The following is a 24638-nucleotide window of genomic DNA, read 5'->3' on the forward strand; positions in this document are numbered from 1 at the left end:
CGTTTATGTCGCCATCCGACAAAAGTTTCATCGACTTTGCAAAGTTGTTTCCAGTTCCCGCTATCCTTGCTCTATGAACATTTCCTCGCCTCAGCGTTGTAGTGTAGAATGCGGCGTTTCACTTAAACAGACGTTAAGCTCAGAACAGCGACTTCTCAGAGCCTGCTCAGGCGGGCGTAAGGCACAATAATTACACTATATGAAGAACATACGTAACTTTTCAATCATAGCTCACATCGACCACGGTAAATCGACGCTGTCTGACCGTATTATCCAGATCTGCGGTGGCCTGTCTGACCGTGAAATGGAAGCGCAGGTTCTCGACTCGATGGATCTTGAGCGTGAGCGCGGTATTACTATCAAAGCGCAGAGCGTGACGCTCGATTTCAAAGCATCTGATGGTGAAACCTATCAGCTTAACTTTATCGACACCCCGGGCCACGTTGACTTCTCGTATGAAGTTTCCCGTTCGCTTGCCGCCTGTGAAGGTGCACTGCTGGTGGTTGATGCCGGGCAGGGCGTAGAAGCACAGACCCTGGCTAACTGCTATACCGCCATGGAAATGGATCTGGAAGTGGTGCCGGTTCTGAACAAAATCGACCTACCGGCCGCCGATCCTGAACGCGTAGCGGAAGAGATCGAAGATATCGTCGGTATCGATGCGACAGATGCCGTTCGCTGCTCGGCGAAAACCGGCGTTGGCGTCACTGACGTTCTTGAACGTCTGGTACGCGACATTCCGCCGCCCGAAGGTGATCCGGAAGGCCCATTACAGGCGCTGATCATCGACTCCTGGTTCGACAACTACCTTGGCGTGGTGTCGCTGGTGCGTATTAAAAACGGCACCATGCGTAAAGGCGACAAAATTAAAGTAATGAGCACCGGTCAGGTCTATAACGCCGACCGCCTGGGGATCTTCACGCCAAAACAGGTTGACCGTACCGAGCTGAAATGCGGCGAGGTAGGTTGGTTGGTTTGTGCGATTAAAGACATACTCGGCGCGCCGGTTGGCGATACCCTGACGCAGGCGCGTAACCCGGCAGACAAACCGCTGCCAGGCTTTAAAAAAGTGAAGCCACAGGTTTACGCCGGTCTGTTCCCGGTGAGCTCTGACGACTATGAAAACTTCCGTGACGCGCTTGGCAAGCTGAGCCTGAACGACGCCTCCCTGTTCTACGAACCGGAAAGCTCTACCGCGCTGGGCTTCGGCTTCCGTTGTGGCTTCCTTGGTCTGCTGCACATGGAGATCATCCAGGAACGTCTGGAGCGTGAATACGATCTGGATCTGATCACTACCGCGCCGACCGTAGTCTACGAAGTCGAAACCACGGCGAAAGAGACTATCTACGTCGATAGCCCGTCCAAGCTGCCGCCGCTGAACAACATCTACGAACTGCGTGAGCCGATCGCTGAGTGTCACATGCTGCTGCCGCAGGCTTACCTTGGCAACGTCATCACCCTGTGTATCGAGAAGCGTGGCGTCCAGACCAACATGGTTTACCACGGTAACCAGGTGGCGCTGACCTATGAAATCCCGATGGCGGAAGTAGTACTCGATTTCTTCGACCGTCTGAAGTCGACCTCTCGCGGCTATGCGTCGCTGGACTATAACTTCAAACGCTTCCAGGCGTCTGACATGGTGCGCGTTGATGTCCTTATCAACAACGAACGTGTCGATGCGCTGGCGCTGATTACTCACCGCGACAACTCCCAGAGCCGTGGCCGCGAACTGGTTGAGAAGATGAAAGATCTAATCCCTCGCCAGCAGTTTGATATCGCGATCCAGGCGGCCATTGGTACGCACATCATCGCGCGTTCAACCGTGAAGCAGCTGCGTAAAAACGTTCTGGCGAAATGCTACGGCGGTGATATCAGCCGTAAGAAAAAGCTGCTGCAAAAACAGAAAGAGGGTAAAAAGCGCATGAAGCAGATCGGTAACGTCGAACTGCCGCAGGAAGCGTTCCTCGCCATTCTGCATGTCGGTAAAGACAGCAAATAATCTTAAGGAGTTGGCATGGCGAACATGTTTGCCCTGATTCTGGTGATTGCCACACTGGTGACGGGCATTTTATGGTGCGTAGATAAATTCATCTTCGCACCAAAACGCCGGGAGCGTCAGGCAGCAGCGCAAGCTGCTGCAGGTGATTCACTGGATAAAGCAACGCTGAAAAAAGTATCCCCTAAGCCGGGCTGGCTGGAAACCGGGGCATCCGTTTTCCCGGTACTGGCGATTGTGCTGGTGGTACGTTCATTTATTTATGAGCCGTTCCAGATCCCGTCAGGTTCGATGATGCCGACGCTGCTTATCGGTGACTTTATCCTGGTGGAGAAATTCGCCTACGGGATTAAAGATCCGATTTACCAGAAAACGCTGATCGAAACCGGTCATCCGAAACGCGGTGATATCGTGGTGTTTAAATACCCGGAAGATCCGCGCCTGGACTACATTAAACGTGCTGTCGGTTTACCGGGAGACAAAGTAACGTACGATCCAGTGGCGAAAGAGGTGACTATTCAGCCAGGATGCCGTTCCGGTCAGGCGTGTGAAAACGCGCTGCCGGTAACGTATTCGGATGTTCAGCCAAGTGATTTCGTGCAGACCTTTGCGCGCCGTAACGGCGGGGAAGCGACCAGTGGCTTCTTTGAAGTTCCGCTGAACGAAACGAAAGAGAACGGTATTCGTCTCTCTGAGCGTAAAGAAACGCTGGGTGAGGTCACGCACCGCATTCTGACCGTGCCAATCGCGCAGGATCAGGTGGGAATGTATTACCGCCAGCCTGGTCAGCAACTGGCAACCTGGATCGTCCCGCCAGGGCACTACTTCATGATGGGTGATAACCGTGACAACAGCGCGGACAGCCGTTACTGGGGATTTGTGCCGGAAGCGAATCTGGTGGGTAAAGCGACCGCTATCTGGATGAGTTTCGATAAGCAAGAAGGTGAATGGCCGACCGGTGTGCGTTTAAGCCGTATTGGTGGCATTCACTAATCACCGATAATCGTTCACGTTGTCGTCATTACGGCGGCAGCGTGAATTATTTCTCGGATAAATTCCCGCAGACTAACGACATCCCTTGTCGTTGTGTATAGAATATTCCCCCGAAGTTTTAGGTTGGCACCGACAGGTTGCCACGGCACACGAAACAGCGTTGGTTTGTATATAAAAGCATGCAGGCGAAGCCAGATGGCTCCGCAAAGTGCGTATATCAGGTCTGTTTCGTGTGCTGAATTGTTGACGCATTCATTTATTGGTATCGCATGAACCCCATCGTAATTAATCGGCTTCAACGGAAGCTGGGCTACACTTTTAATCATCAGGAGCTGTTGCAGCAGGCATTAACTCACCGGAGCGCCAGCAGCAAACATAACGAGCGTTTAGAATTTCTGGGCGACTCTATTTTGAGCTTTGTTATCGCTAATGCGCTGTATCACCGTTTCCCACGAGTGGACGAAGGTGACATGAGCCGCATGCGCGCAACGCTGGTTCGCGGCAATACGCTGGCTGAATTAGCCCGTGAGTTTGACCTCGGTGAATGTTTACGTTTGGGGCCTGGTGAGCTGAAAAGCGGCGGCTTCCGTCGTGAATCGATCCTGGCCGATACCGTTGAAGCCTTGATCGGTGGCGTCTTCCTCGACAGCGATATTCAAACCGTTGAGCAATTAATCCTGAACTGGTATCAAACTCGTCTGGATGAAATTAGCCCAGGTGACAAACAAAAAGATCCGAAAACGCGCCTGCAGGAATATTTGCAGGGTCGCCACCTGCCTCTGCCGTCTTATTTGGTGGTACAGGTCCGTGGTGAAGCACACGATCAAGAATTTACTATCCACTGCCAGGTCAGCGGCCTGAGTGAACCGGTGGTTGGCACAGGTTCGAGCCGTCGTAAGGCTGAGCAGGCTGCCGCCGAACAGGCGTTAAAAAAACTGGAGCTGGAATGAGCGAAGAGAAAACTTACTGCGGATTTATTGCCATCGTCGGTCGCCCGAACGTCGGCAAATCCACCCTGTTGAATAATCTGCTTGGGCAGAAGATTTCTATTACCTCACGTAAGGCTCAGACAACACGTCACCGTATTGTTGGCATCCATACTGAAGGCGCGTATCAGGCGATTTATGTTGATACCCCGGGCCTGCATATGGAAGAAAAACGAGCGATCAACCGCCTGATGAACAAAGCGGCGAGCAGCTCGATCGGTGATGTTGAACTGGTTATTTTCGTTGTGGAAGGCACCCGCTGGACGCCGGACGACGAAATGGTGCTCAACAAGCTGCGTGATGGCAAAGCCCCGGTTATTCTGGCTGTGAACAAAGTAGACAACGTTCAGGAAAAAGCCGATCTGCTGCCGCACCTGCAGTTCCTGGCAAGCCAGATGAACTTCCTTGATATCGTGCCGATTTCTGCCGAAACCGGCTTGAATGTCGATACCATCGCGGGCATCGTGCGTAAGCATTTGCCGGAAGCTATTCATCACTTCCCGGAAGATTACATCACCGACCGTTCTCAGCGCTTTATGGCCTCTGAAATCATCCGTGAAAAGCTGATGCGTTTTCTGGGGGCTGAACTGCCGTACTCCGTTACCGTGGAAATTGAGCGTTTTATCTCCAATGAGCGCGGTGGTTACGATATTAACGGTCTGATCCTCGTTGAACGTGAAGGGCAGAAGAAGATGGTTATTGGCAACAAAGGGGCCAAGATCAAAACCATCGGCATCGAAGCGCGTAAAGACATGCAGGAGATGTTCGAAGCGCCGGTTCACCTCGAACTGTGGGTGAAGGTGAAATCCGGCTGGGCCGATGACGAACGCGCGCTGCGTAGCCTCGGTTACGGCGACGACGTGTAAACCCATCTTCTGAAAAACGGCGAGTATATGGAAGGATGGCAACGAGCCTTTGTCTTGCATAGTCGCCCCTGGAGCGAAACCAGTCTCGTGCTGGACGTCTTCACGGAAGAGTCGGGTCGCGTGCGCCTGGTGGCTAAAGGCGCACGTTCCAAACGTTCTAATCTCAAAGGCGCGCTCCAGCCTTTTACCCCGTTGTTGCTTCGCTTTGGTGGGCGTGGAGAGGTCAAAACCCTACGTAGTGCTGAAGCCGTTTCTCTGGCACTCCCTCTTAGCGGTATCACGCTGTACAGCGGCTTGTATATCAACGAGCTTGTCTCGCGCGTACTCGAGTACGAAACCCGCTTTTCTGAACTCTTTTTCGATTACCTGAACTGTATTCAGGCGCTGGCTGGCGCTACGGGTTCGCCAGAACCTGCATTGCGTCGCTTTGAGCTGGCCTTACTTGGACATCTGGGGTACGGCATCGATTTTTCCCACTGTGCGGGCAGCGGCGAGCCGGTAGACGACACCATGACCTATCGTTACCGGGAAGAAAAAGGGTTTATTGCCAGCGTCGTTATTGATAACAACACCTTTACCGGACGCCATCTCAAAGCACTTGAGTCGCGTGAATTTCCTGATGTCGATACGTTACGCGCCGCTAAACGCTTTACCCGCATGGCGTTAAAGCCGTATCTTGGTGGTAAGCCGTTAAAAAGCCGGGAACTGTTCCGGCAATTTATGCCAAAACGCGCAGTAAAAACAAATAATGATTAACGAGGATTGTCATGGCTGAATTACTGTTAGGCGTCAATATTGACCACATTGCCACGTTACGTAATGCACGCGGTACCGCATATCCGGACCCGGTTCAGGCAGCGTTTATCGTTGAACAGGCGGGCGCGGACGGTATTACCGTACATCTGCGTGAAGACCGTCGCCATATCACCGACCGTGACGTGCGTATTTTGCGCCAGACGCTGGATACGCGCATGAATCTGGAAATGGCAGTCACCGAAGAGATGCTGGCGATTGCCGTTGAGACTAAGCCGCATTTTTGCTGCCTGGTGCCGGAAAAACGTCAGGAAGTTACCACTGAAGGTGGTCTGGACGTCGCCGGTCAGCGTGACAAGATGCGCGATGCCTGCAAACGCCTGGCGGACGCAGGCATTCTGGTTTCGCTGTTTATCGATGCCGACGAAGAACAGATTAAGGCCGCTGCGGAAGTTGGCGCGCCGTTTATTGAAATTCACACCGGCTGTTACGCCGATGCGAAAACTGACGCAGAGCAGGCCAGCGAACTGGCGCGTATCGCCAAAGCGGCGACCTATGCTGCAAGCCTTGGCCTAAAGGTGAATGCGGGTCACGGTCTGACGTATCACAACGTTAAAGCTATCGCACGGATCCCGGAAATGCATGAGCTGAACATTGGCCATGCCATTATCGGGCGCGCGGTGATGAGCGGTCTGAAAGATGCCGTAGTCGAAATGAAGCGCCTGATGCTGGAAGCGCGTGGCTAATGGCGATTTTGGGATTAGGTACGGATATCGTGGAGATTGCCCGCATCGAAGCGGTAATTTCCCGTTCCGGCGACCGCCTGGCAAGACGTGTGCTCAGCGACAACGAATGGGCAATCTGGGAAACGCATCAGCAGCCGGTGCGTTTTCTGGCGAAGCGTTTTGCAGTCAAAGAGGCGGCAGCAAAAGCCTTTGGCACGGGTATTCGCAATGGGCTGGCGTTTAATCAGTTTGAAGTCTTTAACGACGAACTCGGTAAGCCGCGTCTGCGGTTATGGGGAGAGGCGTTAAAACTGGCGGAAAAACTGGGTGTCGCGCATATGCATGTGACGCTGGCCGATGAGCGTCACTACGCCTGCGCCACGGTGATTATCGAGAGTTAGATTCTGCACGTTGCCGGATGGCGACGCGGTTAAAGTTTATCGGCGTGGTGCATCAGCACAAACTTATCCCACAACTGCTCTTCTGTTTCGACATGTGCCGGATCTTTCAAAATAGTATTGGGGATCGGGCACACCTTCTGGCAGGTTGGCGTGTCGTAATGGCCTACGCATTCCGTACACTTGTCGCTGTTAATCTCGTAAATGCTATCACCCATCGAAATCGCCTCATTCGGGCATTCGGGCTCGCACATATCGCAATTGATACACTTTTTAGTGATTAACAGGGCCATCAGGAAACTCTCAAAACATCACAAACCGGGCGGGCATTATACGCGCATTCTTTGCTCAGACCAGTTTTTTTACCAGAGCTTCGCTGTGACGAATGCGTTCCGGAGCATGCTCCAGATCCTGCTGCACCAGCGCCATAAACAGTAAATCAGTGAGCATCATTTGCGCATGAGTGGAGGAAATCGCTGCGCTGCGGGTGGCCTGCTCCTCGGCAATCGTGTACAGACAATGACTTGCCCGTTGCTGCAGGGCGTTCGGTGTAAATCCAGTGATGGCGAGGATTTTCGCGCCGGTGCGCAACGTTTCATCTGCAGCCAGGTTGAGCTCGCGGCGCTCTCCGGTATACGAAATGGCCAGCAGCAGATCGTTGGGCGAAAGGGCTTGCACCGTCGCCAGCAGGGCGTGCATATCGCGTTCCACCACCGCGTTAAAACCAATCTTCAGCAACTTCCAGGCAAAATTCTGTGCCACCAGACCCGATGCGCCAATCCCGGTCACGATAATGCGTCGGGCTGAACGCAGCATTGTGACGCTCTCCATCAGTTTCTCTTCGCTGTTGACGTCCAGCGTCGCATGCATCGCCGCCACGTTCTCCTGAATCAACTTTTCCCCCACCAGACGCATAGGATCGTCACCGCGAATCTGATTATGTACCGGAATGGAATGGGGGTTGGGATTGCTGGCCAGCGCTTCGCTGATCGCCAGTTTGAGTGCAGGAAATCCTTTAAAACCCATCTTTTGCGCGAACTTCACCACGCTGGACTGGCTGACGCCCGCCTCCGCGGCCAACTGCTGCGAACTGAGATGACGCGCAGTATCCGGCTGGGAAAGGAGATAATCCGCCAATTTTTTATCGCTTTGCGCGAGGTCCGGGTAACGCTGACGAATGCGAATTAAACAGTTCATGCTGTCTCCTGGCGAAAACGTGATGGCGATTACAAAACAAAATTTCATTCGCCTGGATGAATATAATATTCCATTATGGCAGATTATTATGAATTAAAAATTCCTAAGGAACAAAAAATGAATCTCGGTGCATTAGTTTCAGAAACCCGCAATCCACAGACCATGGACCTGGATGCGCTCTCCACGCTGGAGTTGGTTCATCGTTTTAATCAACAGGATACGCTGGTAGCCGAAGCAGTAAAAGCAACTCTGCCTCAAGTTGCGTGTGCGGTTGATGCGGCAGCTAACGCACTAAAAGCAGGTGGTCGCATTATTTACATGGGAGCGGGGACCAGCGGGCGTCTCGGGGTACTGGATGCGTCTGAATGCCCACCGACCTTCGGCGTCCCACACGGTCTGGTGGTTGGATTGATTGCCGGGGGGCCGGGCGCGCTGCTGAAGGCGGTTGAGGGTGCGGAAGATAACCCACAGTTAGGTGAAGACGATCTGTGTGCGCTCAATCTTACCGCGCAGGATCTGGTGGTGGGGCTGGCAGCATCTGGTCGCACGCCGTATGTAATTGGTGGGCTGAAATATGCGCGTTCGGTGGGCTGTACGACAGTGGCTATTTCTTGCAATCCGGATTCCCCTATCGCGCATGAAGCGGATATTGCCATTTCTCCTGTAGTGGGGCCAGAGGCGCTGACCGGGTCAACACGACTGAAATCCGGCACCGCGCAAAAGCTGGTGCTCAATATGATCTCCACCGGAGCGATGGTGAAGTTCGGTAAGGTTTATCAGAACCTGATGGTGGACATGCAGGCAACCAACGTCAAACTGGTCGATCGGGCGTGCCGTATGGTGGTTGAAGCCACGGGAATTGCGCGTGAACAGGCGCAAGCGCTGCTAAAGCAGACTGATTTTGACGTTAAGCCAGCTATTTTAATGGCGCTCACCGGTCTTGACGCCGCTGCCGCCCGCGAAAAGCTTGCCGCTCACCAGGGTTTTTTACGCGCGGCGTTAGAACACTAAGAGGTGTATATGGATAAGACGGTGGTGCTGGCCAGCGATATTCTATTGGGCGTTGGCGGAGAGAAAAATATTCTGCGCCTGGAAAACTGTATGACCCGTGTCAGGGTTGAAGTTCAGGATGATGGACAGCTCGATATCCCTCGTCTCAGGCAACTGCCCGGTGTCAGCGGCTACGTGAAGCAGGGCGCGCAGCACCAGATTATTGTCGGCCCCGGTAAAGCGGCCAAAGTGGTGGATGCCATGCGTTCCCTGATTGCCGATGGCGGCGAGCGAGTAGGTGCCAATGATATCGAGCGCACAAAGTCAGAGGCCAAAGCAAAGTACAAAGCGCCGATGAGCGATGCGCTGCGCAAGCTGGCGAACGTCTTTATCCCTCTTATTCCGGCGTTTATCGCCTCTGGTTTGATTACCGGCATTATTAACATCCTTAAGCGCCCGGACATCGTGGGGGATTTTGCGACCCACTATCCGAATATGCTGGGGTTGATGGGCATATTTGGCAGCGCCGTGTTTGCCATTATGAATATTCTGGTCGGGGTGAATACCGCCAAAGTTTTCGGTGGCTCCCTGGCGATGGGCGGGGTGATGGCCGGTATTCTCTCCAGTCCGCAACTGGCACAAATCACGCTGTTTGGCGAAGCGTTGCAGCCGGGACGCGGCGGGGTGATCGCGGTACTGCTGGTGGTGGCGTTGATGTGTTGGATCGAACGCAAATTCCGCGAGCTGTTGCCAGAATCACTGGAGCTTATCCTTAATCCGCTGCTGACTACCATCATTACCGGCGTAATCGCGATTGTGGCGCTGCAACCGCTTGGCGGCTGGATTTCTGAGTCTATTGCTCACGGCGCATCCTGGGCTATCGATCGCGGCGGTTTTCTGGTCGGTGCCGTGCTGGCAGGAACCTTCCTGCCGTTGGTGCTCACTGGACTTCATCAGGGATTGGTGCCCATCCACGTTGAGCTGGTTCAGGCACACGGTTATAACGCGCTCTTTCCGATCCTGGCGATGGCGGGCGTTGGGCAAATAGGTGCTGCAATCGCGGTTCTGATGAAAACCCGAAATGCGCGGTTAAAAAAAGTAATCAAAGGTGCACTGCCTGTCGGACTGCTGGGTATAGGCGAGCCGCTGATTTTTGGCGTAACGCTGCCGTTGGGTAAGCCGTTTATCGGTGCATGTCTTGGTGGCGCGGTAGGTGGAGCGCTGATTAGCTACTGGAAGGTGGCGACGGTCATCACATTTGGCATCTCCGGATTACCGCTGGCACTGACGATTGTTGCCGGAAAAGTGATGTTCTATCTGTTAGGCTATCTGGTAGCAGTTATCGCCGGGTTCCTGTTTACCTGGCTATTGGGATTCACTGATCCAGAGGAATAAGGTTTGACCAATCACCAGCGCCGCGTTGTCTTTTTTGATTTGGATGGCACGTTACACCAGCAGGATATGTTCGGTAGTTTTATTCGTTATCTGCTGCGTCGCCAGCCGCTGAACGCGTTGCTGGTGCTGCCTCTGCTACCGGTGATTGCGCTGGCATTGCTAATACAAGGGCGCGCCGCCCGCTGGCCAATGAGCCTGCTGTTATGGGGATGCACTTTTGGTCGCAGCGAGGCGCGTCTGAAAGCGCATCAGGCCGACTTTGTGCGTTGGTTTCGCAGTAACGTGACAGCATTTCCGCTCGTGCAGCAGCGGCTGACAACCTACCTGTTAAGCTCTGACGCTGATATTTGGCTTATTACCGGCTCTCCACAGTCGTTGGTCGAGCAGGTTTACTTTGATACTCCGTGGCTACCGCGAGTCAATCTGATCGCCAGCAAAATGGCGCGGGGATACGGCGGCTGGGTGCTGACTCTGCGCTGTCTGGGCCATGAGAAAGTGACGCAACTGGAGCGGCAGATTGGCGCACCGTTGTCTCTCTACAGCGGCTACAGCGACAGTAAGCAGGATAATCCGTTACTCTCTTTTTGCCAGCATCGCTGGCGCGTCACGCCGCGCGGAGAGCTGCAACAACTCGAATAGAGTAAACGATAGCGTCTGTGTATAATGCGCCCGCTTTTATTGGTGGAGTAACCCCTTTGTCAGATGTTGAATTTAGCCACGAATACTGGATGCGTCATGCTTTAACGCTGGCTAAGCGCGCCTGGGATGAGCGTGAAGTCCCGGTGGGTGCGGTATTGGTACATAACAACCGAGTGATTGGCGAAGGCTGGAACCGCCCGATAGGTCATCATGATCCGACTGCCCACGCTGAGATTATGGCGCTGCGTCAGGGCGGCCTGGTACTACAAAACTACCGTCTGTTAGATGCCACGCTGTACGTCACTCTGGAGCCGTGCGTGATGTGCGCAGGCGCGATGGTCCATAGTCGTATCGGCCGAGTGGTTTTTGGCGCACGCGATGCGAAAACGGGTGCTGCCGGGTCATTAATGGATGTGCTGCATCACCCAGGGATGAATCATCGGGTTGAAGTGACAGAGGGGGTACTGCGGGATGAATGTGCCACGTTGCTCAGTGATTTCTTTCGCATGCGTCGGCAGGAAATCAAGGCCCTGAAAAAATCCGCTAATCAGTAAATACCAATCAGACTACTGGTCCTCTTTCTTCTGTGCCGAAAATAGCAGGGAAGGGGAGTGCGACAGGTAGTTTGACGACGTCTGAGTCAGAAAGGCTGAAAGCGGAAATTTATCTTTACCCAGCAGCTCAGCTGGCGACACCGCCGGGTAATCCTGAGCCAGTTGCTGCGTTTCCTGCGCCTGTTTTTCTTTCTCCTGCAGATACCCCACCAGGCTAATCTGGTACTTACGGATATTTTCCACATAGGCGTAAGCTTCGTGGCCACGCGCATAGCCATAGGTCAGCTTGTTGTAATACGGCTTTTGGCTGAGCAGCGGTAGCCGCTGTTTTACGTCGGACCAACTGTTCGGATTGCCTTTGGTTTTCACCGTTAGCGCCCGCGCATCAAGCATGTGCGCATAACCCATGTTATAGGCTGCAAGGGCAAACCAGATGCGTTCTCCTTCGGGGACGGTATCCGGTACTTTACTCATCATATCCTGCAAGTATCGCGCGCCGCCGCTGATACTCTGTTCGGCATCGGTACGGTCGGTCAGCCCGAGACTCTGAGCAGTATTTTTGGTCAGCATCATCAGTCCGCGTACGCCGGTCGGGGATGTGGCCTGCGCGTCCCAGTGCGACTCCTGATAGGATATTGCGGCGAGCAGTCGCCAGTCTATCTCCTGCGCATACTTTTCAAACAGCGGCTTAAGGTCCGGCAACACGCTGTCTACGGCGCGCAAAAAGGTGCGGGTATCGACATAGTCAAAATCATCGCCATGCCCGAGATATTTCTCTTCCAGCCGTGCCAGAGAACCGTCTTCATTCATGGTGTTAAAGAAATCCAACAAGGCGGCAGACAGCGTGTTGTCATCGTCCAGACGACTAAACCAGGTCACCGGCTGTTCGTCAGAGACGTCCAGCGCCACGGCCAGCTCAGGATGCACGCGTTGGTATAAGCTGATGGCGACAGAATCTGCAATGGTGTAATCCAGCTTTCCGGCGATTACATCATCGAGCAATTCGGTGGTGCCCTTTTTGTCATCAACTTTCCAGCTCAGATCGGGAAATTTTTTCTCTTTTAGCTGCTGGAGGTCGTTAACCACCACATGCCCCGGGGCGATAGTCAGTTGGCTTTCGTTCACGGTGGCAAGCGTGCGCGGGCGATATTGCCCAACCCGGTACACCAGCTGTTGTGAAACCGAATAATAGGTCGGGCCTGGCTGGTAATTTTTCACCCGCTCGCTGTTATAGACCAGGCCTGCGGCTAACAGGTCGGCATTGCCGTTATCCAGGTCGTCAAAAAGCTGGCTGATGTTCTGGCGTACGGTAACTTTTAACTTCACGCCTAAGTAGTCGGCAAATTCCTGGGCCAGTTCATAATCCAGGCCGAATTTTTTGCCGTTGAGGGTCGCGTAAGTTAACGGCGAGTCGATGGTACTGACGCGCAGCTCTCCCCGCGACTGAATGGCGGCGATACGATTTTCGGCTTTACCGAACCAGGGAATAGATGGCCAAAGGGCCGCTGCCAACAACAGCGTCAATATGCCGATGAACAGATAATTAATCTTTAATTTTTTCAATTAGTTAATTCTCTGAACCGTACGTTTTCTCTGCCTGCTGTGGTGCTGATTAAGAAGTGAAGTCGTCATTAATGAACGGCATTTTGCTTAAACTTGCGTCAGTTGGCAACTTATTCAGAAATCTGACCGCATTTGATGATAAGTGACGGTCGTGATTTTATTTCGACGCAAACGGTTTCGTCGGCGCGGTAGATTCTTTATAATGACGCCCGTTTCCCCACTTGGGCACACCGAAAGCTTAGAAGACGAGAGACTTATGATGGAAATTCTGCGTGGTTCACCTGCACTGTCTGCATTCCGTATTAACAAACTGCTGGCACGTTTTCAGGCTGCCAACCTCCAGGTCCACAATATTTACGCCGAGTACGTCCATTTTGCCGATCTGAATGCACCGTTAAATGAAGATGAGCACGCGCAGCTTGCACGCCTGCTGAAATATGGTCCTGCTCTGCAAAGCCACGCCCCGGAAGGAAAACTGCTGCTGGTTACGCCTCGCCCTGGCACCATCTCCCCGTGGTCTTCTAAAGCGACTGATATTGCCCACAACTGCGGTCTGCACCAGATTAGCCGCCTGGAACGTGGCATTGCCTGGTATGTAGAAGCCTCTACACTGACCGCTGAGCAATGGCAGATGGTGGCCGATGAACTGCACGACCGCATGATGGAAACGGTTTTCTCTGCGCTGAACGATGCCGAAAAACTGTTTGTCCATCACCAACCGGCGCCGGTCTCCAGCGTTGATCTACTGGGTGAGGGACGTCAGGCGCTGATCGACGCTAACCTGCGTCTGGGTCTGGCGCTGGCGGAAGACGAAATTGACTATCTGCAGGATGCGTTCACCAAACTGGGGCGCAACCCGAACGACATTGAACTGTACATGTTTGCGCAGGCCAACTCCGAGCACTGCCGCCACAAGATTTTTAACGCCGACTGGGTTATCGACGGTAAACAACAGCCTAAGTCGCTGTTCAAGATGATCAAAAATACCTTCGAAACCACGCCGGACCACGTGTTGTCTGCCTATAAAGACAACGCCGCGGTAATGGAAGGTTCTGAAGTGGGCCGCTATTTTGCCGATCACAAAACCGGCCGCTACGATTTCCATCAGGAACCAGCCCACATCCTGATGAAGGTAGAAACTCATAACCACCCGACGGCTATCTCTCCGTGGCCAGGTGCGGCAACCGGCTCCGGCGGAGAAATCCGCGATGAGGGTGCAACCGGTCGTGGTGCAAAACCGAAAGCCGGGCTGGTAGGCTTCTCCGTCTCCAACCTGCGTATTCCTGGCTTTGAACAGCCTTGGGAAGAGGACTTTGGTAAGCCGGATCGTATTGTCACCGCGCTCGACATCATGACCGAAGGCCCGCTGGGCGGCGCGGCGTTTAACAACGAATTTGGTCGCCCGGCGCTGACCGGCTACTTCCGTACCTATGAAGAAAAGGTCAACAGCCATAACGGCGAAGAGCTGCGCGGTTACCATAAACCGATCATGCTGGCAGGCGGGATCGGTAACATCCGTGCCGATCACGTGCAGAAAGGCGAGATCGTCGTTGGCGCCAAGCTGATCGTCCTCGGCGGCCCGGCGATGAACATTGGCCTTGGCGGCGGGGCAGCCTCCTCTATGGCTTCCGGTCAGTCTGATGCCGATCTTGATTTCGCTTCTGTACAGCGTGATAACCCGGAAATGGAACGTCGTTGCCAGGAAGTTATCGACCGTTGCTGGCAGATGGGTGATGCGAACCCAATTCTGTTTATCCATGACGTTGGCGCGGGGGGTCTGTCTAACGCCATGCCGGAGCTGGTAAGCGATGGCGGTCGCGGTGGTAAGTTCCAGCTGCGCGATATCCTCAGCGATGAGCCGGGTATGAGCCCGCTGGAAATCTGGTGTAACGAGTCCCAGGAGCGCTACGTGCTGGCGGTTGCTGCCGATCAATTGCCGCTGTTTGACGAACTGTGTAAGCGCGAGCGCGCGCCGTACGCGGTCATCGGTGAAGCTACCGAAGAACAGCATCTGACCTTGAGCGACAGCCACTTCGACAACCAGCCGATCGACATGCCACTCGATGTGCTGCTGGGTAAAACACCGAAAATGACCCGCGATGTGCAGACGCTGAAAGCCAAAGGCGATGCCCTGAATCGTAGTGAAATCTCGATTGCAGATGCGGTTAACCGCGTGCTGCATCTGCCGACTGTCGCGGAGAAAACGTTCCTCGTGACTATCGGTGACCGTACCGTTACCGGTATGGTGGCGCGTGACCAGATGGTTGGTCCATGGCAGATCCCCGTCGCCAACTGCGCGGTCACTACCGCAAGCCTCGATAGCTACTACGGCGAAGCGATGTCTCTCGGCGAGCGCGCGCCAGTCGCATTGCTCGACTTCTCAGCCTCTGCGCGTCTGGCTGTAGGTGAGGCGCTGACCAACATTGCGGCAACGCAGATTGGCGATATCAAACGCATTAAACTGTCGGCCAACTGGATGGCGGCTGCGGGTCACCCTGGCGAAGACGCCGGACTGTACGAAGCGGTAAAAGCCGTTGGGGAAGAATTATGTCCGGCGCTTGGCCTGACCATTCCGGTGGGCAAAGACTCTATGTCTATGAAAACCCGCTGGCAGGAAGGTAACGAGCAGCGTGAAATGACCTCGCCGCTGTCGCTGGTGATCACCGCCTTTGCCCGCGTGGAAGATGTGCGCCACACCATTACCCCGCAGCTTTCTACTGAAGACAACGCCCTGTTGCTGATTGACCTTGGTCTGGGTCACAACGCGCTTGGTGCGACGGCGCTGGCGCAGGTTTACCGTCAACTGGGGGATAAGCCTGCCGATGTGCGTAACGTAGAGCAACTGAAAGGCTTCTACGACGCCATTCAGGCGCTGGTCGCACAGCGTAAGCTGCTGGCCTACCACGATCGCTCCGACGGTGGCTTGCTGGTGACGCTGGCGGAAATGGCCTTCACTGGTCACTGCGGTATTGAAGCTGATATCCACTCTCTTGGTGAAGATCGTCTGGCGGCGCTGTTTAACGAAGAGCTGGGCGCGGTGATACAGGTTCGCGCAGGTGATCGTGAAGCGGTTGAGGCGTTGCTGGCTCAACATGGCCTTGCCGATTGCGTGCACTATCTGGGGAAAGCCGTGCAGGGCGACCGCTTCGTGGTCGAAGCCGATGGACATTCGGTGTTCAGCGAAAGTCGCACCACGATGCGTATGTGGTGGGCAGAAACCACCTGGCAGATGCAGCGTCTGCGCGATAACCCGGAATGCGCCGATCAGGAACACGACGCTAAAACCAACGATGCCGATCCGGGTCTCAACGTCAAACTGACGTTCGATATTAACGACGATGTTGCCGCGCCGTATATCGCCACCGGTGCGCGTCCGAAAGTGGCCGTGCTGCGCGAGCAGGGCGTTAACTCCCACGTCGAAATGGCGGCAGCTTTCCACCGTGCGGGCTTTGACGCCATCGATGTACACATGAGCGATCTGCTGGGGGGACGCATCGGCTTGGGTAACTTCCAGGCGCTGGTAGCCTGCGGCGGCTTCTCTTACGGCGATGTACTCGGCGCAGGGGAAGGTTGGGCGAAGTCAATTTTGTTCAACAACCGCGTGCGTGATGAGTTCGAAACCTTCTTCCATCGCCCGCAAACCTTGGCGCTCGGGGTGTGTAACGGTTGCCAGATGATGTCTAACCTGCGTGAGCTAATCCCAGGAAGCGACCTGTGGCCGCGCTTTGTGCGTAACCACTCCGACCGCTTTGAAGCCCGCTTCAGCCTGGTCGAAGTGACGCAAAGCCCGTCTTTACTGCTTGCCGATATGGTGGGGTCGATGATGCCGATTGCCGTTTCTCACGGTGAAGGTCGTGTGGAAGTGCGTGACGGTGCGCATCTGGCTCAGCTTGAGAGCAAAGGTCTGGTGGCACTGCGCTACGTCGATAACTTCGGTAAGGTGACCGAGGCTTACCCGGCTAACCCGAACGGTTCGCCGAACGGTATTACTGCTGTGACCACTGAAAATGGTCGCGTCACCATTATGATGCCGCACCCGGAACGCGTGTTCCGTACCGTGAGCAACTCCTGGCACCCGGAAAATTGGGGCGAGGACAGCCCGTGGATGCGTATCTTCCGCAACGCGCGTAAACAGCTTGGATAATTAGCCTATGATCATCAAGCCCCTCTTGTGAGGGGCTTTTTTTTGTCTGCCGCCTGATAACGCTACGCTTATCAGGCTTACGGGGAAATGCGGTTGTAGGCCGGATAAGGCGTTCACGCCGCTATCCGGCAATAAACTCAGCGCTTGCACCTAAAAGTAAAGTGTCGGGAAATGCCGACATAGGTAAGGTTACATTGTCGCCAAAAAGAGACATTTAATTATTTGATTTAAAACGAGTTTATTTTTAAGTGTTACAGGTGTTGCTGATTGGCGACGGTGTGGATGAAAAATGGACAATATCATTTCTCATATAAATAATCATATTTTCTATATTTATCATTGTGTTAATAAAGTGTTTTGAATATTGGCACAGATGCTGCATAATATTAACCAGTGGCTCATTCACCTTCTTATGTCAGCCCCTTCGGGACGTGCTACATAAACTTCGAATGACGCACAACAAGGTGCCTGCCGTCCAACATCTGATATTAGCGAAGCTCATATCAACCTCCGGGCGAAACGTCGAGTTAGGCACCGCCTTATTCCGCAACAAAGCCGGGTTAATCCCGGCTTTGTTGTATCTGGCGTTCCCCTCAGTTAGCATCAACCTATTCCTGTCCATTGAGAGTAACGCCTTGAAGCGCTGGTCAGTTTTCCCCCGATCTTTACGTCAATTGGTGATGTTGGCATTTTTGCTGATCCTGTTGCCGTTGTTAGTTTTGGCCTGGCAGGCATGGCAAAGTCTGAATGCCCTGAGCGCGCAGGCTGCGCTGACGAACCGCACCACGCTGATTGACGCCAGACGCAGTGAAGCGATGACCAATGCTGCGCTGGAGATGGAGCGCAGCTATCGGCAATACTGTGTGCTTGATGACTCAACGTTGGCCAAGGTCTACCAAAGTCAGCGTAAACGCTACAGTGATATGCTGGATGCGCATGCGGGGGTGTTGCCAGATACCAAGCTCTACCAGGCGTTGCGTCAGGATCTTAACGATCTCGCGCAGTTGCAGTGTAAAAACAGCGGCCCTGACAGTGTGTCGGCTGCACGGCTAGAAGCGTTCGCTAATGCCAATACCGAGATGGTGCAAGCGACGCGTACCGTCGTCTTTTCTCGTGGCCAGCAGTTACAGCAGGAAATAGCCGAACGCGGGCAGTTTTTTGGCTGGCAGGCACTGGTGCTGTTTCTCCTTAGCCTGGCGATGGTGCTGTTGTTTACCCGTATGATTATCGGTCCGGTGAAGGGCATCGAACGGATGATCAATCGTCTGGGAGAAGGGCGCTCGCTGGGCGATAGCGTATTATTAACTGGGCCCCGTGAGCTGCGATCCGTGGGGCAGCGTATTATCTGGTTAAGCGAACGCCTCTCCTGGCTTGAGTCGCAGCGGCATCAGTTTTTACGCCATCTTTCGCATGAGCTGAAAACACCGCTGGCGAGTATGCGTGAAGGTACTGAATTGCTGGCCGATCAGGTAGTGGGCCCGTTAACACCGGAGCAAAAAGAGGTGGTCGGCATCCTCGATGACAGCAGCCGCAACTTGCAAAAACTGATTGAGCAGCTTCTCGATTACAACCGCAAGCTGGCGGATGACGAGGCTGAGCTTGAAAGTGTGGAAATCGCGCCGCTGGTGGAAAGCGTTGTTTCTGCGCATAGCCTGCCCGCTCGCGCCAAAATGATACATACTGATGTTGCGCTTGCGGTGAACGCCTGCCTGGCAGAACCGATGCTGTTGATGAGCGTGCTGGACAATCTTTATTCCAATGCGGTGCACTACGGCGCTGAATCCGGTAACATTTGGATCCGCAGCAGTTTGCATGGATCAATGGTATACATCGATGTAATGAATACCGGCACACCGATCCCAGAAGCAGAACAGACCATGATCTTCGAGCCTTTTTTCCAGGGTAGCCATCAGCGAAAAGGGGCGGTAAAAGGAAGCGGGTTGGGGCTAAGCATTGCCAGAGATTGCATTCGCCGTATGCGGGGCAAACTGTATCTGGTTGATGACCATGCGCAAAACGTTTGTTTTCGCATAGAACTGCCGCTAGCTGCTGCGAAAAATCACTAAAATAAACCTAAGTCTGGTGAGTATGCCATACGTTGTTGCCCGAATGCTTAAACGACATTTTCTTCATCGCGTCATCCTTGCAAGCCTGCCGTGCCTGGCACTGGTTGGTTGCGTCCCGAACGCGGTGAATCATATTATCGGCGATCCTTCGCAGGAGAAAATTCCGCCTAATCAACTGGCGGACTACCTTGCAACCGACTGTACGGATATCTGGTCGCTATCTGGCCAGTCCACAGAAACCAACCCGTTGTACTGGCTGCGGGCGATGGACTGTGCCGATCGCATGATGCCGGTACAGGCGCGCAGTGAAGCCAGTGCTCAGCTCACGGATACCTGGCAGGGCGCTTTCAAACGCGGGATCCTGCTTGATAACGCCCGCATTACCCCGCCTGAACGGCGAGAGGCAGTTACGCGTCTCGACGCGTTAAGCCCACAAATTCCGAGTCAGGTTCGACCGCTTTATCAGGCCTGGTTCCGTAATCAAATGTTGCAGTTACAGCTTGCCGAAGAGCGCCTGCGCTACAGTAAGCTCCAGCAGTCGTCAGACAGCGATCTCGATACGCTGCGTCAACAGCAACAGCATTTGCAGTCCCAGCTCGATCTCACGACCCGCAAGCTGGAGAATCTGACCGATATTGAGCGCCAGCTTTCAACGCGCAAACCCGCCGGTAACTACAATCCTGATGCGCCGCACGGGAACGATAAACTCACTATGCCTGATAACGAAGAAGGCGCAGCGCCGTCTGCCGATGAGGTTACGCCATGATAAGCCGTAAGCCCGCGCATCTGCTGTTGGTGGATGACGATCCGGGCCTGTTGAAATTACTTGGAATGCGACTAACCAGCGAAGGCTACAGCGTCGTGACCGCGGAAAGTGGGCAGGAAGGGTTACGGGTACTGAACCGTGAAAAAGTGGATCTGGTTATCAGCGATCTGCGCATGGATGAAATGGACGGCATGCAGCTGTTTACTGAAATCCAGAAAGTGCAGCCGGGCATGCCGGTGATTATCCTGACCGCTCACGGCTCCATCCCGGACGCCGTTGCGGCGACCCAGCAAGGGGTGTTCAGTTTTCTCACTAAGCCAGTCGACAAGGATGCGTTATATCACGCGATTGACGGGGCGCTGGAACAGTCTGCGCCTGCTACTGATGACAGTTGGCGTGAGTCCATTGTCACCCGCAGCCCGCTGATGCTACGTCTGCTGGAACAGGCGCGAATGGTGGCGCAATCGGATGTTAGTGTCTTGATCAACGGCCAAAGCGGAACCGGGAAAGAAGTTTTCGCCCAGGCTATTCACAACGCCAGCCCGCGCAGCCACAAGCCCTTTATTGCCATTAACTGTGGCGCGTTGCCGGAACAACTGCTGGAGTCTGAACTGTTTGGTCATGCGCGCGGCGCTTTTACCGGCGCGGTGAGTAATCGTGAAGGGTTGTTTCAGGCCGCGGAAGGCGGCACGCTTTTTCTCGATGAGATTGGCGATATGCCTGCACCGTTACAGGTGAAACTGCTGCGCGTATTGCAGGAACGAAAAGTCAGACCGTTGGGCAGTAACCGCGATATCGACATTGATGTGCGGATCGTTTCTGCGACCCACCGCGATTTACCCAAAGCGATGGCTCGGGGCGAATTTCGCGAGGATTTGTACTATCGCCTCAACGTGGTGAGCCTGAAGATCCCTGCGCTGGCCGAGCGTACGGAAGATATTCCGCTGCTGGCGAACCATCTGCTACGCCAGTCTGCTGAACGGCACAAACCGTTCGTACGCGCCTTTTCAACCGATGCCATGAAGCGGTTAATGACCGCCAGCTGGCCGGGCAACGTGCGTCAACTGGTCAACGTAATTGAGCAGTGCGTGGCGTTGACCTCTTCGCCAGTGATCAGCGACGCGCTGGTGGAGCAGGCGCTGGAAGGGGAAAACACCGCGCTGCCGACATTTGTTGAGGCGCGTAACCAGTTTGAGCTCAACTATCTGCGTAAGCTGCTGCAAATCACCAAGGGCAATGTGACTCACGCGGCAAGAATGGCGGGGCGCAACCGCACCGAATTCTATAAGTTGCTTTCTCGACACGAGCTGGATGCAAACGATTTCAAAGAATAAATCTGCGGATTATGTTAGCTTTATTCGATCAAAAGACAGGCGACCTTTTCAAGGAATAGCATGAAAAAGATTGATGCGATTATTAAACCCTTCAAGCTGGACGACGTCCGCGAAGCGCTGGCAGAAGTCGGTATCACCGGGATGACGGTAACGGAAGTGAAAGGCTTTGGCCGTCAGAAAGGCCATACCGAGCTGTACCGTGGCGCGGAATATATGGTGGATTTTCTGCCGAAGGTAAAAATTGAAATTGTGGTTACCGACGACATCGTCGATACCTGCGTCGACACCATTATCCGTACTGCCCAGACCGGCAAGATCGGCGACGGTAAGATTTTTGTTTTCGACGTGGCTCGCGTTATTCGTATTCGTACCGGTGAAGAAGACGACGCGGCAATCTAAGCCGCGCCGTTAATTTGTCGGCCTGATAAGCGTAGCGCATCAGGTCGAGTGATTGCCGGATGGCGGCGTAAGCGCCTTATCCGGCCTACTCGCATAATACATTACAAGACTTTATGCGGACCGAAGCATTCGTAATGAATGTTCTCGTTTTTCACGCCCAGGCCGACCAGCTGCTTCGCGGCGAACTGCATGAAACCAACCGGACCGCACAGATAAAACTGCATCGCCGGATCGCTGATTGCGCTTTCCAGCTTGTTCAAATCCATCAGACCTACGCTATCAAACGCACCTTTCGCGCGATCGGCTTCGGTTGGCTCACGATACCAGGTGTGCGCACTAAAGCGTGGCAGCGTTTTGCCGAGTTCATTTACTTCATCAGCGAAGGCATGTACATCGCCATTTTCTGCCGCGTGGAACCAGTTAACCTGCGCCGTATGCTTCGCTTTTGCCAACGTGTCCAGCATCGCCAGCATTGGGGTTTGTCCCACGCCCGCGGAGATCAGAGATACCGGGGTGTCGGTCGCGACGTCCATAAAGAAGTCGCCCGCAGGTGCGGCCAGGTGAACAACGTCGCCAACATTCGCATGGTTGTGCAGCCAGGTGGAAACCTGACCACCGTCTTCACGCTTAACGGCAATACGATAGCCTTTGCCATCAGGCTTACGGGTCAGTGAGTACTGACGAATTTCCTGATGCGGGAAACCTTCCGGCTTCAGCCAGACGCCCAGGTATTGTCCCGGATGATATTCAGCTACTGCGCCACCATCGACAGGTTCAAACTCAAAGCTGGTGATCAGTGCACTGCGTGGGGTTTTTGCCACGATGCGGAAAGGACGGGTACCTTCCCAGCCGCCATTTTTATTGGCATTTTCGCTATAGATTTGCGCTTCACGGTTGATGAACACGTTCGCCAGTACGCCATACGCTTTACCCCACGCATCCAGAACTTCCTGGCCTGGGCTGAACATTTCGTCCAGCGTTGCCAGCAAATGACCACCCACGATGTTGTACTGCTCTGGTTTAATCTGGAAACTGGTATGCTTTTGCGCGATTTTCTCAACCGCTGGCAACAGCGCCGCCAGGTTTTCGATATTGCTGGCATACGCGGCAATCGCGTTAAACAGCGCCTCGCGCTGATCGCCATTACGCTGGTTACTCATGTTGAAAATTTCTTTCAGCTCTGGGTTATGCGTAAACATGCGATCGTAGAAATGGGCGGTCAGCTTCGGACCTGTTTCAACCAGCAGGGGAATAGTGGCTTTCACTGTAGCGATGGTTTGTGCGTCAAGCATACGGTCTTCCTTTATCTGAGACTTTAATGATGTATGTCAAATACATCTTATAAAAAATACCCCTGCATTGTAAATGGTTCTTTGTAACTTTGCGTTGTAAAGGTTACATCGTGAAAAATCTGCATCACAAACCTGAAAAGAAATCCGTTGAAATTCAGCAGACCTTTGTTCTCCAAAGCCTTGCGTGCCGTGAAGGTAATCGTTTGCGTAAAATCCTTTGTCAAGACCTGTTATCGAAGAATGATTCGGTTATACTGTTGGCCGAAGTCCTAGGGACTGCCTTTTTAGGCCGAAATTCTATTGTTAGCTGAGTCAGGAGATGCGGATGTTAAAGCGTGAAATGAACATTGCCGATTATGATGCCGAACTGTGGCAGGCTATGGAGCAGGAAAAAGTACGTCAGGAAGAGCACATCGAACTGATCGCCTCCGAAAACTACACCAGCCCGCGTGTTATGCAGGCGCAGGGTTCTCAGCTGACCAACAAATATGCTGAAGGTTATCCGGGTAAGCGCTACTACGGCGGTTGCGAGTACGTTGATATCGTTGAGCAACTGGCTATCGATCGTGCAAAAGAGCTGTTTGGCGCTGACTACGCTAACGTACAGCCGCACTCTGGTTCTCAGGCTAACTTCGCTGTTTACACCGCTCTGCTGCAACCGGGCGATACCGTTCTGGGTATGAACCTGGCACAAGGCGGCCACCTGACTCACGGCTCCCCGGTTAACTTCTCCGGCAAACTGTACAACATCATCCCTTACGGTATTGATGAGTCCGGCAAAATTGACTACGAAGACATGGCGAAGCAGGCCAAAGAGCACAAACCGAAGATGATCATCGGTGGCTTCTCTGCTTACTCCGGCGTTGTTGACTGGGCAAAAATGCGTGAAATCGCTGACAGCATCGGTGCATACCTGTTCGTCGATATGGCGCACGTTGCGGGGCTGATTGCCGCAGGCGTTTATCCGAACCCGGTTCCACATGCACACGTTGTGACCACCACCACCCACAAAACCCTGGCGGGTCCACGCGGTGGCCTGATCCTGGCGAAAGGCGGTGACGAAGAGCTGTACAAAAAACTGAACTCTGCTGTGTTCCCAAGCGCGCAGGGCGGCCCGCTGATGCACGTGATCGCAGCGAAAGCCGTGGCGCTGAAAGAAGCGATGGAGCCTGAGTTCAAGGTTTACCAGCAGCAGGTTGCTAAAAACGCCAAAGCGATGGTGGAAGTGTTCCTGAACCGTGGATACAAAGTGGTTTCTGGCGGGACTGAAAACCACCTGTTCCTGCTGGATCTGGTTGATAAAAACCTGACCGGTAAAGAAGCTGACGCCGCACTGGGCCGCGCTAACATCACCGTTAACAAAAACAGCGTACCGAACGATCCGAAGAGCCCGTTTGTGACTTCCGGTATCCGTATCGGTTCTCCGGCAATCACTCGCCGTGGCTTCAAAGAAGCGGAAGCGAAAGAGCTGGCTGGCTGGATGTGTGATGTGCTGGACAACATCAATGACGAAGCCGTAATCGAGCGCGTCAAAGGTAAAGTTCTGGATATCTGCGCACGCTTCCCGGTTTACGCGTAAGCC

At 53.8% G+C, this 24638-nt stretch carries 21 protein-coding genes; 17 read left to right on the forward strand and 4 right to left on the reverse strand.

The window, feature by feature from the left end; all coding sequences use genetic code 11:
• Positions 1 to 199 precede the first annotated feature (199 nt).
• From lepA to acpS, 7 genes are all read left to right on the forward strand, one after another.
• Positions 200 to 1999, forward strand: coding sequence for a translation elongation factor 4 (gene lepA / locus OGV71_RS00665; protein ID WP_003037577.1), 1800 nt, complete (start codon positions 200 to 202; stop codon positions 1997 to 1999).
• Between the two features lie 15 nt (positions 2000 to 2014).
• Positions 2015 to 2989, forward strand: coding sequence for a signal peptidase I (gene lepB / locus OGV71_RS00670; RefSeq protein WP_003037578.1), 975 nt, complete (start codon positions 2015 to 2017; stop codon positions 2987 to 2989).
• Positions 2990 to 3258: 269 nt separating this feature from the next.
• Positions 3259 to 3939, forward strand: coding sequence for a ribonuclease III (rnc, locus tag OGV71_RS00675; protein ID WP_003037579.1), 681 nt, complete (start codon positions 3259 to 3261; stop codon positions 3937 to 3939).
• A complete protein-coding gene (gene era / locus OGV71_RS00680) occupies positions 3936 to 4841 on the forward strand; it encodes a GTPase Era (RefSeq protein ID WP_198903294.1) in 906 nt (301 codons plus the stop codon). The genes rnc and era overlap by 4 nt, the downstream gene beginning before the upstream one ends.
• Before the next feature lie 27 nt (positions 4842 to 4868).
• Entirely contained in the window at positions 4869 to 5597 is a 729-nt protein-coding gene (gene recO / locus OGV71_RS00685) for a DNA repair protein RecO (RefSeq protein ID WP_071697626.1), read from the forward strand.
• Positions 5598 to 5608: 11 nt separating this feature from the next.
• A complete protein-coding gene (gene pdxJ / locus OGV71_RS00690; protein WP_016150781.1) occupies positions 5609 to 6340 on the forward strand; it encodes a pyridoxine 5'-phosphate synthase in 732 nt (243 codons plus the stop codon).
• The gene (acpS, locus tag OGV71_RS00695; RefSeq protein WP_003037588.1) at positions 6340 to 6720 is read left to right on the forward strand and encodes a holo-ACP synthase; all 381 of its coding nucleotides are present in this window, start codon (positions 6340 to 6342) and stop codon (positions 6718 to 6720) included. Before pdxJ ends, acpS begins: the two co-directional genes overlap by 1 nt.
• A 29-nt stretch (positions 6721 to 6749) precedes the next feature.
• On the opposite strand, the gene OGV71_RS00700 is transcribed toward acpS, so the two are convergent.
• On the reverse strand, positions 6750 to 7010 hold the full coding sequence (locus OGV71_RS00700) for a YfhL family 4Fe-4S dicluster ferredoxin (protein ID WP_003037590.1): 261 nt from the start codon (positions 7008 to 7010) through the stop codon (positions 6750 to 6752).
• Between the two features lie 55 nt (positions 7011 to 7065).
• A complete protein-coding gene (locus OGV71_RS00705; RefSeq protein WP_003037593.1) occupies positions 7066 to 7914 on the reverse strand; it encodes a MurR/RpiR family transcriptional regulator in 849 nt (282 codons plus the stop codon).
• A 117-nt stretch (positions 7915 to 8031) separates the two neighbouring features.
• Here OGV71_RS00705 and murQ point away from each other — a divergent pair, with 117 nt between their 5' ends.
• The 4 genes from murQ to tadA are packed head-to-tail and all read left to right on the forward strand — an operon-like array spanning position 8032 to position 11492.
• Positions 8032 to 8925, forward strand: a complete 894-nt coding sequence (gene murQ, locus OGV71_RS00710; RefSeq protein WP_003037596.1) for an N-acetylmuramic acid 6-phosphate etherase — start codon at positions 8032 to 8034, stop codon at positions 8923 to 8925.
• Positions 8926 to 8934: 9 nt separating this feature from the next.
• On the forward strand, positions 8935 to 10299 hold the full coding sequence (locus tag OGV71_RS00715) for a PTS transporter subunit EIIC (RefSeq protein WP_204583354.1): 1365 nt from the start codon (positions 8935 to 8937) through the stop codon (positions 10297 to 10299).
• A gap of 3 nt (positions 10300 to 10302) precedes the next feature.
• The gene (gene yfhb, locus OGV71_RS00720) at positions 10303 to 10938 is read left to right on the forward strand and encodes a phosphatidylglycerophosphatase C (protein WP_003037603.1); all 636 of its coding nucleotides are present in this window, start codon (positions 10303 to 10305) and stop codon (positions 10936 to 10938) included.
• Positions 10939 to 10955: 17 nt separating this feature from the next.
• Positions 10956 to 11492 carry a tRNA adenosine(34) deaminase TadA gene (tadA, locus tag OGV71_RS00725; RefSeq protein ID WP_071524296.1) on the forward strand — a complete coding sequence of 179 codons (537 nt, stop codon included), beginning with the start codon at positions 10956 to 10958 and terminating at the stop codon, positions 11490 to 11492.
• A gap of 12 nt (positions 11493 to 11504) precedes the next feature.
• Here tadA and mltF read toward each other — a convergent pair whose 3' ends face one another.
• A complete protein-coding gene (mltF, locus tag OGV71_RS00730; protein ID WP_003838390.1) occupies positions 11505 to 13055 on the reverse strand; it encodes a membrane-bound lytic murein transglycosylase MltF in 1551 nt (516 codons plus the stop codon).
• Positions 13056 to 13311: 256 nt separating this feature from the next.
• Here mltF and purL point away from each other — a divergent pair, with 256 nt between their 5' ends.
• The 5 genes from purL to glnB all read left to right on the forward strand — a co-directional run bounded on the left by purL (position 13312) and on the right by glnB (position 21764).
• Positions 13312 to 17199, forward strand: a complete 3888-nt coding sequence (gene purL / locus OGV71_RS00735) for a phosphoribosylformylglycinamidine synthase (protein WP_016150778.1) — start codon at positions 13312 to 13314, stop codon at positions 17197 to 17199.
• 635 nt (positions 17200 to 17834) lie between these two features.
• Positions 17835 to 19265: a two component system sensor histidine kinase QseE/GlrK gene (gene qseE / locus OGV71_RS00740; RefSeq protein WP_003037614.1), complete on the forward strand. Its 1431-nt coding sequence runs from the start codon at positions 17835 to 17837 to the stop codon at positions 19263 to 19265.
• 22 nt (positions 19266 to 19287) lie between these two features.
• On the forward strand, positions 19288 to 20031 hold the full coding sequence (qseG, locus tag OGV71_RS00745) for a two-component system QseEF-associated lipoprotein QseG (protein WP_003037617.1): 744 nt from the start codon (positions 19288 to 19290) through the stop codon (positions 20029 to 20031).
• The gene (gene glrR / locus OGV71_RS00750; RefSeq protein ID WP_304502307.1) at positions 20031 to 21365 is read left to right on the forward strand and encodes a two-component system response regulator GlrR; all 1335 of its coding nucleotides are present in this window, start codon (positions 20031 to 20033) and stop codon (positions 21363 to 21365) included. Before qseG ends, glrR begins: the two co-directional genes overlap by 1 nt.
• Before the next feature lie 60 nt (positions 21366 to 21425).
• On the forward strand, positions 21426 to 21764 hold the full coding sequence (glnB, locus tag OGV71_RS00755) for a nitrogen regulatory protein P-II (RefSeq protein ID WP_002914032.1): 339 nt from the start codon (positions 21426 to 21428) through the stop codon (positions 21762 to 21764).
• 101 nt (positions 21765 to 21865) lie between these two features.
• Here glnB and hmpA read toward each other — a convergent pair whose 3' ends face one another.
• Positions 21866 to 23056 (reverse strand): NO-inducible flavohemoprotein, encoded by a 1191-nt coding sequence (hmpA, locus tag OGV71_RS00760; protein ID WP_003037624.1) that lies wholly within the window; start codon positions 23054 to 23056, stop codon positions 21866 to 21868.
• A 325-nt stretch (positions 23057 to 23381) separates the two neighbouring features.
• Here hmpA and glyA point away from each other — a divergent pair, with 325 nt between their 5' ends.
• Entirely contained in the window at positions 23382 to 24635 is a 1254-nt protein-coding gene (glyA, locus tag OGV71_RS00765) for a serine hydroxymethyltransferase (protein ID WP_003037627.1), read from the forward strand.
• Positions 24636 to 24638 lie beyond the last annotated feature (3 nt).

Source organism: Citrobacter sp. Cf088, assembly GCF_030334295.1.
GTDB lineage: Bacteria > Pseudomonadota > Gammaproteobacteria > Enterobacterales > Enterobacteriaceae > Citrobacter > Citrobacter freundii.